General features: G+C 69.9%; 12 protein-coding genes. 7 read left to right on the top strand and 5 right to left on the bottom strand.

What is annotated here, in order from left to right; all coding sequences use genetic code 11:
- Window positions 1–106: 106 nt before the first annotated feature.
- The 4 genes from BIV24_RS34315 (at window position 107) to BIV24_RS11440 (ending at window position 6,458) form a co-directional block, all read left to right on the top strand.
- A complete protein-coding gene (locus tag BIV24_RS34315) occupies window positions 107–259 on the top strand; it encodes a hypothetical protein (RefSeq protein ID WP_177198684.1) in 153 nt (50 codons plus the stop codon).
- Window positions 260–768: 509 nt separating this feature from the next.
- Window positions 769–4,110, top strand: a complete 3,342-nt coding sequence (locus tag BIV24_RS11450) for an outer membrane protein assembly factor BamB family protein (protein WP_079168181.1) — start codon at window positions 769–771, stop codon at window positions 4,108–4,110.
- A gap of 74 nt (window positions 4,111–4,184) precedes the next feature.
- Window positions 4,185–5,513: a hypothetical protein gene (locus BIV24_RS11445; RefSeq protein WP_245766760.1), complete on the top strand. Its 1,329-nt coding sequence runs from the start codon at window positions 4,185–4,187 to the stop codon at window positions 5,511–5,513.
- Window positions 5,514–5,873: 360 nt separating this feature from the next.
- Window positions 5,874–6,458 carry a dihydrofolate reductase family protein gene (locus BIV24_RS11440; protein ID WP_071366137.1) on the top strand — a complete coding sequence of 195 codons (585 nt, stop codon included), beginning with the start codon at window positions 5,874–5,876 and terminating at the stop codon, window positions 6,456–6,458.
- 624 nt (window positions 6,459–7,082) lie between these two features.
- Here BIV24_RS11440 and BIV24_RS11435 read toward each other — a convergent pair.
- Genes BIV24_RS11435 through BIV24_RS11420 form a run of 4 tightly spaced genes read right to left on the bottom strand, consistent with a single transcriptional unit; the run spans window position 7,083 to window position 11,386 of the window.
- Window positions 7,083–7,907 carry a carbohydrate ABC transporter permease gene (locus tag BIV24_RS11435; RefSeq protein ID WP_071366136.1) on the bottom strand — a complete coding sequence of 275 codons (825 nt, stop codon included), beginning with the start codon at window positions 7,905–7,907 and terminating at the stop codon, window positions 7,083–7,085.
- Entirely contained in the window at window positions 7,904–8,806 is a 903-nt protein-coding gene (locus BIV24_RS11430; RefSeq protein WP_071366135.1) for a carbohydrate ABC transporter permease, read from the bottom strand. Before BIV24_RS11430 ends, BIV24_RS11435 begins: the two co-directional genes overlap by 4 nt.
- Window positions 8,803–10,212, bottom strand: coding sequence for an extracellular solute-binding protein (locus tag BIV24_RS11425; protein ID WP_218149300.1), 1,410 nt, complete (start codon window positions 10,210–10,212; stop codon window positions 8,803–8,805). The genes BIV24_RS11430 and BIV24_RS11425 overlap by 4 nt, the downstream gene beginning before the upstream one ends.
- A gap of 43 nt (window positions 10,213–10,255) precedes the next feature.
- On the bottom strand, window positions 10,256–11,386 hold the full coding sequence (locus BIV24_RS11420; protein ID WP_071366134.1) for a carbohydrate kinase family protein: 1,131 nt from the start codon (window positions 11,384–11,386) through the stop codon (window positions 10,256–10,258).
- 118 nt (window positions 11,387–11,504) lie between these two features.
- On the opposite strand from BIV24_RS11420, the gene BIV24_RS11415 reads away from it, so the two are divergent.
- The 3 genes from BIV24_RS11415 to BIV24_RS11405 all read left to right on the top strand — a co-directional run bounded on the left by BIV24_RS11415 (window position 11,505) and on the right by BIV24_RS11405 (window position 14,785).
- Window positions 11,505–12,263: a DeoR/GlpR family DNA-binding transcription regulator gene (locus BIV24_RS11415; protein WP_071366133.1), complete on the top strand. Its 759-nt coding sequence runs from the start codon at window positions 11,505–11,507 to the stop codon at window positions 12,261–12,263.
- Window positions 12,260–13,603, top strand: a complete 1,344-nt coding sequence (locus BIV24_RS11410; RefSeq protein WP_071366132.1) for a 6-phospho-beta-glucosidase — start codon at window positions 12,260–12,262, stop codon at window positions 13,601–13,603. The genes BIV24_RS11415 and BIV24_RS11410 overlap by 4 nt, the downstream gene beginning before the upstream one ends.
- A gap of 186 nt (window positions 13,604–13,789) precedes the next feature.
- Window positions 13,790–14,785, top strand: a complete 996-nt coding sequence (locus BIV24_RS11405; protein ID WP_071366159.1) for an LLM class flavin-dependent oxidoreductase — start codon at window positions 13,790–13,792, stop codon at window positions 14,783–14,785.
- Between the two features lie 142 nt (window positions 14,786–14,927).
- Here BIV24_RS11405 and BIV24_RS11400 read toward each other — a convergent pair whose 3' ends face one another.
- Entirely contained in the window at window positions 14,928–15,458 is a 531-nt protein-coding gene (locus tag BIV24_RS11400) for an NTPase (RefSeq protein WP_071366131.1), read from the bottom strand.
- Between the last annotated feature and the right edge of the window lie 328 nt (window positions 15,459–15,786).

Below are 15,786 nucleotides of genomic sequence, written 5' to 3'. Positions count from 1 at the left end.
TGGCGGAGGAGTGTGACGAGGGTGTGCCTGAAAGATCGTGTAAGTCCGCGCTGTGACAGGCTGGCTGGGGCCTGGCCGGGGCCTTCGCCAGCCGGAACGGACGAACATGAACGACAGGGAGATGCCCGTCGCCGAGCCGGTCGAGGACAAGCTGGTGGACGAGGTCGTCGAGCGGCTGATGGATCGTGCCGACGCCTCGGGTGCGGCCCTGCTGGGTGAGGGAGGACGGTCTCTCTGCGCGTGGTGCTCCTGCAGGTGAGAGGCGGCGGATCCGCGCCGGGGCAGGCGACCGGATGCACGTTGTTGCGATCGAATCCACTGCCCGTCAGCAGACGGTTGCCGCCCACGGTGTCCTCACCTGGTCGGCCGTCCCTACCCGGCGCACGCTACGCGCCTTGAGATAGGGAGAGTTGTCCGGACAAATCTGCTAACCGCAGGAGATCCGTGGCAGGTGTCTGGTAGGTGTTGCAGCGGCATACCGTGCACGCACATTGCGTGTCTCCGTCAGGCGGTTGAGCGCAGCGGGCGGCAGAGTCAGTACATCCGAACCTGCCCGGCTCGTCCACACAATTCCAGGGCTGACCTGTCGGTTTGCGGGCGGACTGCGGGGTGAGGTCGAGACCTGACGCGTCCTCACGTGAATTCCCCGGGGCCGTTCGATGAAGATCACTCTCTCTGGGATCCGAAACTTGTCCAGTCAAGCTAGCTTCCTTGCCTATGAAATTCCTACGCAGAGCAGCAGGGCTTGGCCTTGCGGTGCTCTTTTCCATGCTGGGTATCTGTGTGCAGCCCGCCGCGGCGCATGTGTCGCCGGAGCACGGCGAACTCGTCGTCTCCACCAAGACCGACGTCACCAGCGGGCGGCTGATCGTCCACCGTGACGTGGTGTCACCGCAGAACGCGGGCGTCTGGGCCTCGCGCCTGCTGAGCACGACGAGCTGCCCCGCCACGGGCTCCGGCGTCGCCGGAGACTCCGGCGGCGTCCCTGGCGGCGTCGTGGTCGAGCTCGCGTGGAACTGCCACGTCGACAAGCTCGACCTGAGCGCCATGCTGAAGCAGGGCGGGCTGACCCAGGTCGTCACCGAGTTCGACGGCACCACCGTCAACGCCAACGCAGCAACTCCCGTTGTCGACGCATCGGGTGCCCACGCGCTCCCCACCTTCCCGTGGGCAGCGGTGGCGCTCGGCATCGCGCTGGCCGCCGCGCTGCTGCTCGCGGTGTGGCAGATCCGCACCGGGCGGCTCCAGCTCGCCCAGCTGGTCGCCAAGGTCGGCGCCAACCGCAAGCGGGTCAAGCTGGCCACCGTCGGCGCCGTCGCGCTGTCCTGCCTGGCTCCCCAGGTGGCCGCAGCGGCTCCGCTCCTCGAGGACGCAGCGGCAACCGCGAACACCGTCACCGTCACCGGCACGGTGTTCGAGGACACCAACGGCAACGGCAAGCGCGACGCCGGCGAGGCTTTGATGCCCGGGGTCGACGTCACCGACGGCTCCGTCTGGACCACGACCGGCCCCGACGGCTCGTACAGCCTTCAGATGGACCCGACCCGCCGGGAGACCGACCTCATCAGCATCGTCTCCCCGAACGGCTACACCCCCGCACTGCGTGAGGACTACATCCCGCAGTTCTTCCACAAGGTCCCGGAGGAGGGCGGCTCCGGCATCGACTTCGCCCTCGTCAAGGACAGGAACGCCGCCAACCCCACCGAAAAGTGGGTGATGAACTCCGACATCGAGGTCAGCAACACCACGGACGGCGCCGCCGAGAGCGCGTCGAAGTGGTGGCCCAAGCAAGTCGAGGCGATGTCCGAGGTCGACGGCGCCACCATGGCGATCACGACCGGCGACAACACCGTGACCGACTACGCGGACGAGCCGCGCCGCCAGGGCGGTTACGACGTCCTGCGCAAGGGCCTGACCGAGGGCAAGCTCGGCATGCCCTTCTACCCCGTGGTCGGCAACCACGACGTCGGCGGCACCGCCACCTCCAAGGGCTATGGCGGCAGCCTGGAGTACTACCGCCGCAACCTCGGCCCGGAGTGGTACAGCTTCGACCGCAACGGCCGTCACATCGTCGTCCTTGAGGACAACTACGACTCCAGCGGCCTGAAGCCGCAGTTGGATTGGCTGCGCGAGGACCTCCAGCGCCACGCAGTCGGCAAGCAGGTGTTCGTCTTCGCACACCGCTCGCTGTTCACCCAGTGGGGTCCGGGGGCCGGCATGCAGCCGACCGTCGACGAGCTGTCGAAGTACGACGTGCGACTCTTCGCCGCGGGCCACAACCAGCAGGCCGAGTACCGCCGTGGTGCCTTCGACCGCTCGGTTGAGATCAACAACCAGGGCGAGTACGGCATCGACGGTGCCCGCGCGGACTTCAAGATCCTCGACTTCAAGGGCATCTACGATGACCCGAACACGAAGCAGAACGAGGACACCGGCTATGTGATGGGCACCCACCGCCAGTTCGACGTCCGCAATGCGGTCGGGCTGGTCAGCCCCGCCCAGGGCAGTGTGCACGGCAACAGCGCCGGAATCCCGATCGAGCTGTACACCGAGGACGCCGGTCGTACCCCGGCCACGGCCTCGCTGACCATCCGCGACTCGCGCGGCCACGTCCGCTGGCACAAGGAGCGGATGAAGTTCGGCACCAAGGTCCGCAAGACCGGTATCGAGAACTGCTACACGGCCCCCGGCGGCACCCCGGAGCCCTGCCCGGCCGCCCGGACCTCCTGGACCCGGATCAGCAGCAGCCTCCCCGGCATGCAGCCGGACACCTACACGGCCGAGATGACCGCGGTCGACACTCGCGGCAAGGCGTGGCCCACCGTCACCAACACCTTCACGGTGGTGCCCGAGGGCAAGGTCGCCGAGCCGAAGGCCGGCCAGGACTGGCTGCGTCAGGGTCGCGACGAGGCGGGTCGCTCCGCCAGCGCCGACGACCCGGGCACCGAGCTCGACCTGCAGTGGGCGGCCAACACCGGCGAGCAGTTCAACCTCAACGGTTCGGTCGTCGTGGACGGCAAGGTGATCGTCTCCTCCCGGGCGTTCGACTCGCCGCACCACATGATGCTGGCCTACGACATCAAGTCCGGCCGCGAGATCTGGCGCACCTACCTGGACGGTGACGCCGAGTCGGCGCCGACCTACCACGACGGCAAGGTCTACCTGACCACCGCCGTCGGCCGGATCTACGCTCTGGACGCCGAGGACGGCCACGTCGTCTGGCAGCAGATCGAGGACGAGAAGCAGTACGGCGACACCGTCCGCCGCTATGGGCGCGCCGGTGGTCCGGTCACCGTCTTCGACCTGAACGCCGAGCACCGCACCGTCGCCGTCTACCAGAACTGGAGCAAGGTCGAGTGCCGTGACGCCAACACCGGCGACCTGCTGGGCGGCTTCAACGGCGCGACGAGCTGGGGCCAGTTCCACAGCACGGCGGTTCGCCAGCCCGGCTCCGACATCGCCTACCTGCACACCGGTTCCAGCAACACGGTGGTCGCCATGGACCTCGTCGGCTGCCACCAGCTGTGGGCGAAGGACACCAACGGCGACATCGCCAGCCACTCCTCCCCGGCCCTGACCGACCCGGCCAACGGGGACCCCCAGCTGGTGACGATGACGAACAGCGGCGTCCGCGGGCACAACGTCAGCACCGGTGCGGTGCAGTGGCAGTCCCCGCTGGGCGGCGGCAGCGGCTGCGGCGAGAGTGGCCCGGCCCCGCTGACCAGCCCCGCGATCTGGGGCACCACCGCCTACGTCGCCAGCCGCGACGGCGCCATCCGCGCCTACGACACCACCGCGGCCGACCCGTCCAAGCCGATCTGGGAGACCAAGGTCGGCTACCAGCACGGCAGGACCCCCGTGGGGTGCAGCGGGGACCTCAACTCGCCCGCGATGCACGCCCTGGTCACCAAGGACCTGGTGTACGCGGGCACCCGCGACGGCCGCCTGGTCGTCCTGGACCGCGCCACCGGCAAGCTGCTGTCCGAGTACAACCTCGGTGCCGCCGTGACCTCGGCGCTCTCCGTCAGCGGTGACTATGTCTTCGCCCCCACCGACGACGGCACACTCCACGCACTGGCTGCCCGCCACCTGCGCGGTAACGGCCACTGATCCACCGTCCGCGAGTTGCCTCCCCCGCCAGGGGAGGCAACTCGCGGCGCTCCACTCCCGACGGGACCACCACTGTGCATATCCTCCGCACCCTCCGGACCCACGCCGCCCGTCTCCTCCTGATCGGCCTGGCCGCCGCACTGGCGCTGCTCGGCACCACAGGCACGGCCGAGGCGCACCCCTTCGGCGCACCACCGGTCGCCCAGGTCAGGGCCGAAGGCCGCACCGTCGAGATCACCTGGTCGGCCCAGCAGAACGACCTGGACGTCCTGCACCAGGCGGCCCAGGGGGACGACGCGGCCTACCTCGGCTCGCACATCACCGTGCGCCAGGACGGGCGCGAGTGCCGACTGGGCGCCGTGGACACCGCGCAGCTCGCGAGCAAGGGCGCCCTGATCCATTACACCTGCCCGCACGCCGTGGACACGGTCGCTGTGACCATCACCGCGCTGACCGACGTCAACCCGGCTTATCGCACGATCTCCGTGACACAGAAGGGTGGCGGCGGCCTGCACACGGCGAGCGACCCCGCCCGTACCCTCGCCCTCGGCGGAGCCGGCAACTCCACCGCCACCGCATCCACGGGTCCGGCGACCGTATGGACCACGGACCTTGCCGCACTGCTGGACCACGGTGTCGTCCTGCCACTGGCCCTCCTCGTCTCGGCGGCCGTGGGTGCCTTCCACGCTTGCGCCCCCGGCCACGGAAAGTCGCTGGCGGCCGGGTACCTCCTGGCCGGCCGGGGCAAGGCGCGGGACGCGGTGTGGCTCGGCGCCATCGTGGCCCTCATGCACACCGCGTCGGTCGCCGTACTCGCCGTGGCCTTCTGGCTCGCCGCCGAGCACGCACCGGACGTCGCCGCGGTCACGAACTGGCTGCAGCTGATCGCGGCCCTGGTCGTGGTCGCCGTGGGCATCGGCCTGCTCCGACGCCACCTGACCAACCGCAAGCACGGTCACAGTCACGGTCACCACCACGGGCATGGCCACGAACACGGGCATGGTCACGAACACGGGCGTGGCCACGAACACCACCACGGCCACAGTCACCACATCCCTACGTCCAAGTCCCTGCTCACCTGGCGCGGCATCCTGCTGCTCGGCACATCCGGCGGCCTGCTCCCCTCCCCGTCGGCGTTCCTGGTCCTCCTCAGCGGACTGCTGACCGGCCGGGTAGGCGCGGCAATCGCGATGGTGGCGGCGTTCGGTGCCGGCATGGCGCTGACCCTGACCGGCGTCGGCCTCGCGGTACTGCGCGGTCGCGACGCGTTCCTCGCCCGAGCCACGAACTCGCCCGCGCTGCGCACCTGGAGCACCCGCGTCCCGATGGTCGCCGCCTGGGCCGTCGTCATCGGCGGCACCGTGGCGTCAGCCGTCGCCGCCGGCCGCGTCCTCGCATCGTGATCTCGGACAAGGGCCGCGGCGCCCGCCGACCTGCCCGCCCGGCGATCTCGCGGGTTGTTGTTTTCCGGTGTCGTGCCGTGGCCGTCATGGCGGCGGCCCGGCCGCGTAGCAGCGGGCTCGACGGTAGCAAGTGCACTTCCAGGGCGCCGAGTTATCGGCACATGGGGCGGCACCGGCTGGGGACGTTGGGCCGTACGCGACTGGGAGCAGGGGTGTACGCCGACAGCGGCCTCTAGGGCCTGTTCTGAGTTCCCCGTCTGCGCCCCGACGCCCGGCACGCACTCCCCCAAGCTCTCGGCTTAGCTCGAGCAGGGGGGACCCCCATGCCGCACGGCGCCGCAGGACAGGTGGCTCCGCCACATGACCTGCGCCCTTGAGAGTCCGTTCGGCCATGCCAATCCCGAGCGGCTGTTCGCCTGGGCCGGTGCCACGGCGAGCTGGCCCATGCGCACCGATCCTGGGGGCAGCCGGGGCCTCGACGACTACTTCACCCGGGACTACGCGCGCAACATCGGTGCCGAGATCATGGGCCGCAACAAGTTCGGGCCCCAGCGCGGACCCTGGCAGGACCATGAGTGGCGTGGCTGGTGGGGTGACGAGCCCCCGTTCCGCACCCCGGTGTTCGTCATGACCCACCACAAGCGACCTTCGATCACGCTCTCCGACACCACGTTCCACTTCGTCGACAGCGATCCGGTCACGGTCCTCGGGCAGGCGAGGGAGGCGGCGCAGGGCAAGGACGTCCGGCTCGGCGGCGGGGTCACCACCATCCGGCAGTTCCTCGATGCCGACCTCGTCGACACCATGCACGTGGCGGTCTCGCCGGTGAAACTCGGAACCGGACTACGCCTCTGGGAGTTACCCGATGAGCTGCTCGACCGGTTCCACCTTGAGGTCGTGCCCAGCCCGAGTGGCGTGACACACCACCTGTTCTGGCGAAAGTGACCGGTCCTCAGGGCAGCCCCGGCCGGCTCCCGCAGCGTACGCCCGCGTCGGCCAGGCGACAGCACCCACGACGCCCCCGGCACTGCAGGCTTCGGGAGGGCTGAATGCGGGAAGTTGCCGCCGCCGACGTCCCAGAAGTACGTGTCGATATTGCCGATGGTTCCTGTGTAGGTCGCCGAGGCCGGAGGGGTTCTGGGGACTTCCTGGAGCGCGAGCACCGAGTTCTCCCGGGCGATCACGGCAGCGCCCTGCCAGCGGTCGCTGCCGACCTGCATGTTCCACGTGGCCACCCGGTGCGTGTCCGGGTCGGCTGCCTGTGCGGTGCCACCACCCGTCACCAGGAAGGCGCAGAGCATCAGCGCGGTAGTCAGTACGGCCCCCAGACGACGTAAGAGACCGCCGTGCACCATGAGCGCGGCAGGTCTGCGACGCTGCTCCGAAGGTCTCACGCGCACACCGTGCACGGCGGTCCTGGCCGATGGGCGCAGGACGAAGCGTGCGCTCGCACCGCCACGTGGACGGGAACGCAGGCGTCGAGCGCGCCGAAAGCACCGCGTCCAGCACTCCAGTGCTGGACGCGTTGGTTGGATCGGCGCGAGGCGCGCCGTCAGTGTGCGGCGGGCCCTACTCCTTCACCGCGCCCGTCAGTATGCCCTCGATGAAGCGGCGCTGCAGCGCCACGTACACGACCACCACCGGCAGCGCGATCAGCACCGACGCCGCCGCCAGCAGTGACGTCTCAGCCGTGTGCTGGCCCTGGAAGAAGGCCAGGCCCAGCGGGACCGTGCGCAGGGACTCGTTGCTGATCATCACCAGGGCCATGAGGAACTCGTTCCATGTCCACATGAAGGTGATGACGATCATGGTGGTGATGGCGGGTCGGCCCATCGGCACCAGGATCCACCACAGCGTGGTCCAGGTGGAGGCGCCGTCCAACCGCGCCGCCTCGATGACGGAGCGGGCGCTGCCGCGGAAGTAGGCGCGCAGCCAGAAGACGCCGAAGGCCAGCGACTGGGCGATCTGCGGCAGGATCAGCGCCCAGTACGTGTCCGTCAGCTCCACGTACCGCAGGTCGAAGTAGAGCGGGACGACCAGCGCCTCCTGCGGCAGCGTGAGGCCGATGACGAACAGGTAGAACAGCACCGTCGAGCCGGGGAAGCTCATCACGCCGAATGCGTAGCCGGCCAGGATCGCCAGCACCGCCGTCACCACCACCACGACCAAGGTCACCAGCAGTGAATTGCTCAGATAGGTAGCAAAATGTCCGCGCGTCCAGGCGTCCGCGAAGTTGCCCCAGTGCAGCCCGCCCTCGGGCAGTGAGAAGCCGGTGCCCAGCGCGCCCTGGCGGCCGAAGGCGGTGGAGAGGATGCCGATCACCGGCGTCAGCGAGATGACCGCGAAGAGCGTCAGGATCGCGTACGTGGCGCCGCGTTCGGTGCGCGAGATCATGACCGCCGCCCTTCGACGAGCCGGGAGACCGTGACGGTCAGTGCGAAGATCAGGACGGTGAGGGCGACGCCGACGGCGGCCGCCGAGCCGACCTGGTTGGTCTCGAAGGCCCGGTGGTAGACCTCGTACGCCGGCACCGACGTGGAGTTGCCCGGGCCGCCGCTGGTGGTGATGTAGATCAGGTCGAAGTTGCGCAGGCCCGCCACGATGGTGAGGGTCAGCGCCACCGCTGTCTCCGCCCGCAGGCCGGGCAGCGTGACGCTGAAGAACTCACGTATCGCGCCCGCGCCGTCGATCCGCGCCGCCTCGTACAGCTCACGCGGGATGCGCTGCGTGCCGGCGAGGAAGAGCACCATGCACAGCCCGGTCTCCACCCAGGTGCCGACGGCGCCGACCGCCGGCAGCGCCCAGTCGTAGTCGCCCAGCCAAGCCCGGGTCAGCGAGCCGAGACCGACAGCCTTCAGGGTGTCGTTGAGCAGGCCGTCGGGGGCGAGGATGGAGCGCCAGGCGACACCGACCACGACCATGGCGAGGACCTGCGGCAGGAACAGCACGGTGCGGAAGAAGGTCATGCCCTTCACCCGGATCCGCGACATCACGGCCGCCAGCAGCAGGCCGATGGCCACCGGCAGGGCGGCGTAGAACAGCAGCAGGACAAGCGCGTGGACGAACGGCGCGCGCAGGCTCGGATCCGTGAAGAGGTCCGCGTAGTTGCCGAACCCGGCCCAGGTGGCCCGCGTCAGCCCGTCCCAGTGCAGCAGCGACAGCCACACCGACTGGCCGAAGGGGTACAGCAGGAACACGCCGTACAGGGCGAGCGCCGGCAGCACGTAGAGGTAGCCGATGGCGCGCGGCTCGCCGGGCGCGCGGCGGCGGTAGCGGTCGCGGAGGGCGGTCACTTCGACCCCGCCGAATTGTCGCGCTGCTTCTTCATGAAGCCGCCGTAGTCCTTCTGCAGGGACGCCGCGAACTCCTCGGGGTCGCTGTTGCCGGCGATGAGGTCCTGCAGCGCCTTGGACGTGGTGTCGTAGAAGCTCGGCGTGGCGTAGTCGAGGTACGGCACCAGGCCGTCGCCCGCGGTCAGCCGCCGCCAGCCGGCGATCATCTGTCCTTCGCTGCTCTCCGGGTCGATCTTGGCCGCGGCCCGATCGAGCAGCGCGGGCAGCACGCCGTGCTCGGTCATGACATCGGACGCGTGCGGGTTCGTGATGAAGTCGAGGTAGGCAGCGGCGACTTCGGGGTGATGGGACCGCGATGTGATCGACCAGGCAAGCCCCTGGCCGCCGGTGGTCATCGGGGTGGCGTCGGTCTTGGCGGGCGGCGGCGGGATGAGGCCCAGCTTGCCGCCCATCGGCTTCTTCAGGTCGGCCTGCAGCCAGGTGCCGGTGATCAGGTACGCGCCGTCGCCGCCGGTGAACTTCTTGGCGGCGTCGTCGTAGCCGAGCCCGTTGGCGCCCTTGGGCAGGTAGCCCTTCTTGACCCAGTCGGACAGGGTGGCGGCCGCGTCCTTGGTGTAGGCGTTGTCGAAGCCCTGGCCGCGGCCGAGGACCGTGTCACGTGCCTGCGCCCCGCCGAGCTGGTCCTGGAGCACGCCGAAGGTGTGGATCGCCGGGTACTTGTCCAGGTTGCCGAACTGGATCGGCAGCTCGCCCCTCTGCTTCAGCGTGCCGAGGCTCGTGGTGAAGTCCGCCCAGGTCTTCGGCGGCTGCACGCCGGCCTTCGCCAGGACGTCCTTGTTGTAGTAGATGCCGACGAACTCACCGGTCTGGGATATCCCGTAGAGCCGGCCGGTGCCGAAGTGGTGGCCGTCGGTCGAGACCCGGTTGAGATTGAGCAGCGTGGTGGGGTAGCGGGTGTTCCAGTCGTAGATGCCCGCGTACGTGTCCAGCGGAGCGAGCAGCCCGGCCTGGACGAAGGACACCATGTCCGGGTAGCCCTGGTTCGCCTGCACCACGTCCGGCGGGTTGTTGCCGGAAATCGCGAGCTTCAAGGTGGTCTTGAGGTCGGAGAAGCTCCGCGAGACCCGCTTGATGCGGACGTTCGGGTACTTCTTCTCGAACTCCTTGTTGAGTTGCTCGATCTCGCCGTTCGTGCCGCCGCGGGTTTCCTGGTCCCACACGGTGAGCGTGACGTTGCCGGCGCGCGCCGGATCCGGCACGGCCGTGCTCCCGGCCCCGGCTGCCCCGCCGGCCTGCGACCCGTCGGTGCCCGGCACGCACCCGGTGGCCAGCAGGGTCAGGCTGGCGACGAGGGTGACCGGCAGCATGCTCCGCCTGACGCGTCGTGTGCCGGTACGCGGCACCATCGCGCGAACTCCTCGCATTCCCACTCCTCGTCTCAATGGGGCCTCACTGGACTTCGCCGGGGACGTCGTCGGGGACGTCTCGTCGGGCTCGCTCGTCCCGGAAGCCGATGGTCGGCACCGCGCGCAGCCGCAGCCCTGGGACCTGCACCGCGGGGATCAGCTCGTCCAGGAAGGCGTAGCGCCGGGCCAGTTCGTCGGAGCCGTGCGGCCGGCGCACCGTCTGCCACCAGGCGGCCACCTCCGGCCAGCCCGGCGCGGCCAGCGAGCCGCCGAAGTGCTCCACGGACAGGGCGGCGGTCAGGTTGGCGAACGCGATCCGGTCGTCCAGCGGCCATCCGGCGAGCGTCCCCGTCATGAAGCCCGCGACGAAGACGTCGCCCGCGCCCGTCGGGTCCATGGCCATCACCGGCACCCCGGGCACCTCCGCCGTCTCGCCGGTGACCGAGTCGATGGCGACCGCGCCCTCGGGGCCCATGGTCACGACCGCGATCGGCACCAGCTCGGCCAGCGCGCGCACGGCCTCCTGCGGGCAGTCGGTACGCGTGTAGTGCTGGGCCTCCGTGGCGTTGGGCAGGAAGACGTGGCAGCGATCGAGATCATGCAGCGCCGCCAGGTCCCAGCGTCCGCTGTCGTCCCAGCCCACGTCGGCGAAGATCTTGCCGCCCTGCCGTTCCGTCTCGCGCAGCCAGTCGTCCTGCCGACCGGGCTCCAGCGTGGCCACGCAGGCCCGTGTGCGCGGCGGGCCGCAGAGGCACGGCGGGGGAGCGGGGTGCTCGTGCGTCACCATCGTGCGCTCGCCCTCGTACGCCATCGACACCGTTACCGGCGAGTGCCAGCCGGCCACCCGGCGCGAGTGGCCGAGGTCGACCCCCTCGCTGCGGGAGAGGCTGTCCCAGCAGTAATCGCCGTACAGGTCGGTGCCGAAGGCGGACGCGAGCGTGGTGCGCAGCCCGAGGCGGGCCAGCGCGGTGGCCATGTTTGCGATGCCGCCGGGGCTCAGCCCCATACCGCGGGCCCAGTTCTCGGTGCCGCGTACGGGGGCGTGGTCCAGGCCTGTGAAGATGATGTCGAGGAACACGGTCCCGGTCAGGTACACGTCGTACTCGGGGTCGCCGGGGAGGCGTATGTCTGCCAGCGGGTCGACGGATTTCGCGACCGTCGAAGGAGTGCTCACCTGCGCGCCCTTCCTGATCGGAGCTGCATGTTGACCGACACCTTGCACCGAGAGTCGTGTACATGCAAGAGATCGATCAGACTCGTGCACAGTCGCTCAACTGCAGTACATTGCGGGCATGTTGCGAGAGACGCGGCACCGCAGTCTGCTGACCATCCTGGGCGAGGAAGGCGTGCTCCCGGTCCGGGAGATCGCCAAGAGGCTCGGCGTGAGCGAGGCCACGGCCCGCCGTGACCTGACCGAGCTCGACGACGCCGGCCGGCTCACTCGCGTCTACGGCGGGGCGGTGGCCGCGCGCACCGACGACGAGCGGCCCTTCGCCGAAATGGCCGTGGACGACCTGCCGGCCAAGACCGCGATAGCCGCCCGTGCGGCCGAACTGGTCGAGGACGGCGACACGCTCCTGCTGGACATCGGCACCACCACGCACCAGCTCGCCAAGCTGCTGCGCGGCCGCCCCGTCACAGTCGTCACCAGCAACCTCGCGGTGTACGAGGAGCTGCGCGACGACCCCGAGGTGCGGCTGATCCTGCTCGGCGGGGAGGTGCGCCGTAACTACCTCTCCCTGGTGGGCTTCCTCACCGAGTCCAATCTGCGTGAGCTGTACGTCGGCCGGCTCTTCCTCGGCGCGAGCGGCGTGGTGTCCAGCGGCGGCGTGTTGGACAGCACGCACGTGGAGGTGCCCGTGAAGCGCGCCATGATCGCCGCCGCGCGGCAGGTCGTGCTGCTCGCGAGCGCCGGCAAGTTCCCCGGCGAGAGTGGTCTCGCCCTTGTCTGCGGGGCGCCGGAGATCGACGTCCTGATCACCAACGACACATCGGACCCAGCCACGCTCGCGGCGTTCCGCGAGGCCGGGACGGAGGTAATCACCGTATGAGGCTGATTCTGCTGGGCGGCGGCGGGTTCCGGGTACCGCTCGTGTACCGCGCGCTGCTGACGGACGACGGCGACGCGGCGGGCCGGTGCACCGAACTGGTGCTGTACGACACCGACCGGCGGCGCCTCGACGCGATCGCCGCGGTGCTGGCCGAGCAGGCCGCACAGCTCACCGGGCCGGGGACGGGCCGCCCGCCCGGCCCGGCCGTACGCACCACGACGGACCTCGACGAGGCCCTGCGCGGCGCGGACTTCGTCTTCTCCGCGATCCGCGTCGGCGGCCTGCAGGGCCGCAGCCGCGACGAGCGCGCCGCCCTGGACGAGGGCGTCCTCGGCCAGGAGACGGTCGGCGCGGGCGGCGTGCTGTACGGCCTGCGCACCGTGCCGGAGGCGGTGCGGATCGCCGAGCGGGTCGCGGCCGTCGCGCCGGACGCCTGGGTCATCAACTTCACCAACCCGGCGGGCATGGTCACCGAGGCCATGCAGCGCGTCCTCGGCGACCGCGTCATCGGCATCTGCGACTCGCCGGTCGGGCTGTGCCGGCGCGCCGCCCGCGCGGTGGGCGCCGACCCCGACCGCGCGGGCTACGACTACGTCGGGCTCAACCACCTCGGCTGGCTGCGCCGGATCACCGTCGACGGCCACGACCGGCTGCCCGAACTGCTTGCCGATGCCGCCGCGCTGGAGTCCTTCGAGGAGGGCAAGCTCTTCGGCGCGGACTGGCTGCGAACGTTGGGCGCGCTGCCCAACGAGTACCTGCACTACTACTACTTCAACCGCGAAGCGGTCGCCGCGCTGCGCCAGGCACCGGCCACCCGTGGGGAGTTCCTGCGCGACCAGCAGGATGTCTTCTACGCTCAGGCGGCCGCCGAGCCCGCCGGTGCGCTGGAGGTGTGGGAGCGTACGCGCCAGGAGCGCGAGGCGACGTACATGGCCGAGAGCCGGGAGAGCACGGGCGGCTGGGAGCGCGACGCCTGCGACCTCGAGGGCGGCGGCTACGACCGCGTCGCGCTGGCCCTGATGCGGGCGATCGCCCGCAACGAGCGCACGACGCTCATCCTCAACGTCCGCAACCGCACGGCCGTCCCGGGCCTGGACTCGGAGGCGGTCGTGGAGGTGCCCTGCCTGGTGGACGCCGTCGGCGCCACCCCGCTCGCCACCGGCGCCGTAGCGCCCGACCAGCTCGGGCTCATGCTGAGCGTCAAGGCGGTGGAGCGGGCCGTGATCGAGGCGGCGGCGAGCGGTGAACGCACTCTCGCGCTGCGGGCGCTGGCGCTGCATCCGCTGGTCGACTCGGTGTATACAGCCGATCGCATCCTGCAGACGGCATACCCGGCGTAGCCCGACCCGGGCTTCGGTGTTGGGCCGGTCGGGTTGATGGCGGCGCGTTCGGCGATGCTGCGGGGCGCGTCAAAAACGTTGATCGATGATCGAGACGAGTGCGTGGGGTATCAGAGGAACGACCCGCAAGGGGTGGAGTATCTGGAGATGACCATGAACAACGTGGTTCGAATCAGAGGGCACCTCATGAAGATTTCCAGCCAGTTCCCGACCTCCCTCGACGCACCGGCGCACATTGCCGTTTCCGAGCAACTGGGCTACGACCGAGCCTGGCTGTTCGACACTCCCCAGCAGAGCCCGGACGTGTGGATGATGCTGGCGTTGGCTGCCGAACGCACCCAACGCATCGGACTGGGGCCAGGCGTGCTGGTGCCCAACCTCCGTCAGCCGATGGTCAACGCCTCGGGTGCCGCCGCCCTGTGCGCCCTGGCACCGGGGCGGGTCGCCGTCGCCTTCGGCACCGGATTCACCGGTGCCCGGGCCATGGGTGCCAAGTCCACAACCTGGGCCTATCTCGGCGAGTACGTCCGTGTCTTCCGCGCCTTGCTGCACGGCGAGATCGTCGACTGGGGCGGCGGCCGCATGCGCATGCTGCACCCGGTCGGCCACGCCCCGTCCCGCCCGATCGACGTGCCCGTGCTGATCTCGGCGCTGGGTCCCAAGGGTTTCGCCGTCGCGAAGGAACTTGCCGACGGTCTGTTCACCGTCAACGGCGAGACCGCGTTCGCCAAGGAGTTCACCTGGGCGGCGCTCGGCGTGCACGGCACCGTGCTGGCCGAGGGCGAGTCCCTGGACTCGCCCCGAGTCCGCGCCGCCGCCGGGCCGGGCAACGCGCTGGCCTATCACGCCGCCTACGAGTTCGGCGGCGACGTGACCACGCTGCCCGGCGGGCAAGCATGGCTGGACGTGGTCAACCAGGTTCCCGAACGAGAGCGGCACCTAGCAGTCCACGACCAGCACCTGGTCGCCCTCAACGCCGCCGACCGGGCCGCCTGGGCAGCCGGCAGCTGGGCCGCGATCCCGACCACCACAGTGACCGGATCGGCCGCACAACTGGCCGACCGCCTCGCCGAATACGCAGAGCAGGGCATCACCGAGATCGTCTACCAGCCAACCGGACCGGACATCGCCCACGAGTTGGAGGCGTTCATCACCGCCGCCCGTACGGTGCCCGCCGGCTGAAGCCGGTGGGGCTCTGGGACGTTCAGCACGCTGTGCCATCGCGGGATCCCACGGAGCCGCGTAGGGGTGGGCGGCATGCTGCCTCCGGCTCAATGGCGAGTATGCCGCGCCGCAGTCGCTGAGCAGTGCTCGTAGGTGTCTGTCACCGGTTCTCCAGCCGTGTCGCCAGTTCGCCGGGGAGAGCGTCCCGGTTCGCCCTGGTGATGGCGATGAGTTCGACGTCGGGGCGCCGTTTCAGCGCGTCGGTGAACGGGTCGCTGTGGGCGTGAACGGTCGCGACGACATCCATGTCGGCCTCGAAAACGGACCGGACGACCTCCCTGAATGAGGCGGAAGCCAACTCCATTCGTCCGAGCTCGTCGATGAGCACGAGCCGGCCGGGCACCGGATTCGTCGAAGCGGACGTCAGCGCCGGCAGCGCCACCTGATCCATCACGTCCAAGTTGACGCCGTATCTTCCCACCTTCGGCGGTCCCGGGAAGTCGACATGGGCGAGTACGGCGCGGTGTCCCGCTGCCGTCTCCAGAGCGAAACCGACCCGGGCGCCGCCCTGCCGGATCTCCTCCGTGGTGAAGCCGACGATGGCACGGCTGCGCAGAAGCGCGGCCAGTCGGCGAACGGCGGTCGTCTTACCCACACCGGGGCGTCCCTCCAGCAGGATTTTCGTCCGCATTTCGTATTTCCTCTCGGGTCGGTGTTCTTCCACCAGGTATCCAGCGAGGAAGGGCCCCGCCGCCCCGACTCGGCTGATCGGGTGCTGTGTGCGCCTGCCGGGTGCTGTCCGTACCGTTCACCGGGTGAGCGGCGCCCATGACCGCAATTGAGCTCAGCAGCACGGCAAGTTCCGGCGCGGGCACACGGGTCGGTGCACCGCGCGACCTGCGGATCGCTCCCGAGAGCTCGGACCGCGGCACTTCTGCCGGAGGGAAGCAACGATGCACCTGCCCGGTTCTGCGACCGGGCTTGACCTGATCGAGGACACCGACCGGCGCGCCCGTGCC

The organism is Streptomyces colonosanans, from assembly GCF_001866645.1.
Classification (GTDB): Bacteria; Actinomycetota; Actinomycetes; order Streptomycetales; family Streptomycetaceae; genus Streptomyces; species Streptomyces colonosanans.
Note: the sequence above shows the minus strand (reverse complement) of the source record. Positions and strands in the feature narration are given on the sequence as shown.

Coding starts and splice junctions, on each gene's coding strand:
- BIV24_RS34315 (WP_177198684.1), top strand. CDS start 107: ATGAACGACAGGGAGATGCCCGTCGCCGAGCCGGTCGAGGACAAGCTG.
- BIV24_RS11450 (WP_079168181.1), top strand. CDS start 769: ATGCTGGGTATCTGTGTGCAGCCCGCCGCGGCGCATGTGTCGCCGGAG.
- BIV24_RS11440 (WP_071366137.1), top strand. CDS start 5,874: ATGACCTGCGCCCTTGAGAGTCCGTTCGGCCATGCCAATCCCGAGCGG.
- BIV24_RS11435 (WP_071366136.1), bottom strand. CDS start 7,907: ATGATCTCGCGCACCGAACGCGGCGCCACGTACGCGATCCTGACGCTC.
- BIV24_RS11425 (WP_218149300.1), bottom strand. CDS start 10,212: ATGGTGCCGCGTACCGGCACACGACGCGTCAGGCGGAGCATGCTGCCG.
- BIV24_RS11415 (WP_071366133.1), top strand. CDS start 11,505: ATGTTGCGAGAGACGCGGCACCGCAGTCTGCTGACCATCCTGGGCGAG.
- BIV24_RS11410 (WP_071366132.1), top strand. CDS start 12,260: ATGAGGCTGATTCTGCTGGGCGGCGGCGGGTTCCGGGTACCGCTCGTG.
- BIV24_RS11405 (WP_071366159.1), top strand. CDS start 13,790: ATGAAGATTTCCAGCCAGTTCCCGACCTCCCTCGACGCACCGGCGCAC.
- BIV24_RS11400 (WP_071366131.1), bottom strand. CDS start 15,458: ATGCGGACGAAAATCCTGCTGGAGGGACGCCCCGGTGTGGGTAAGACG.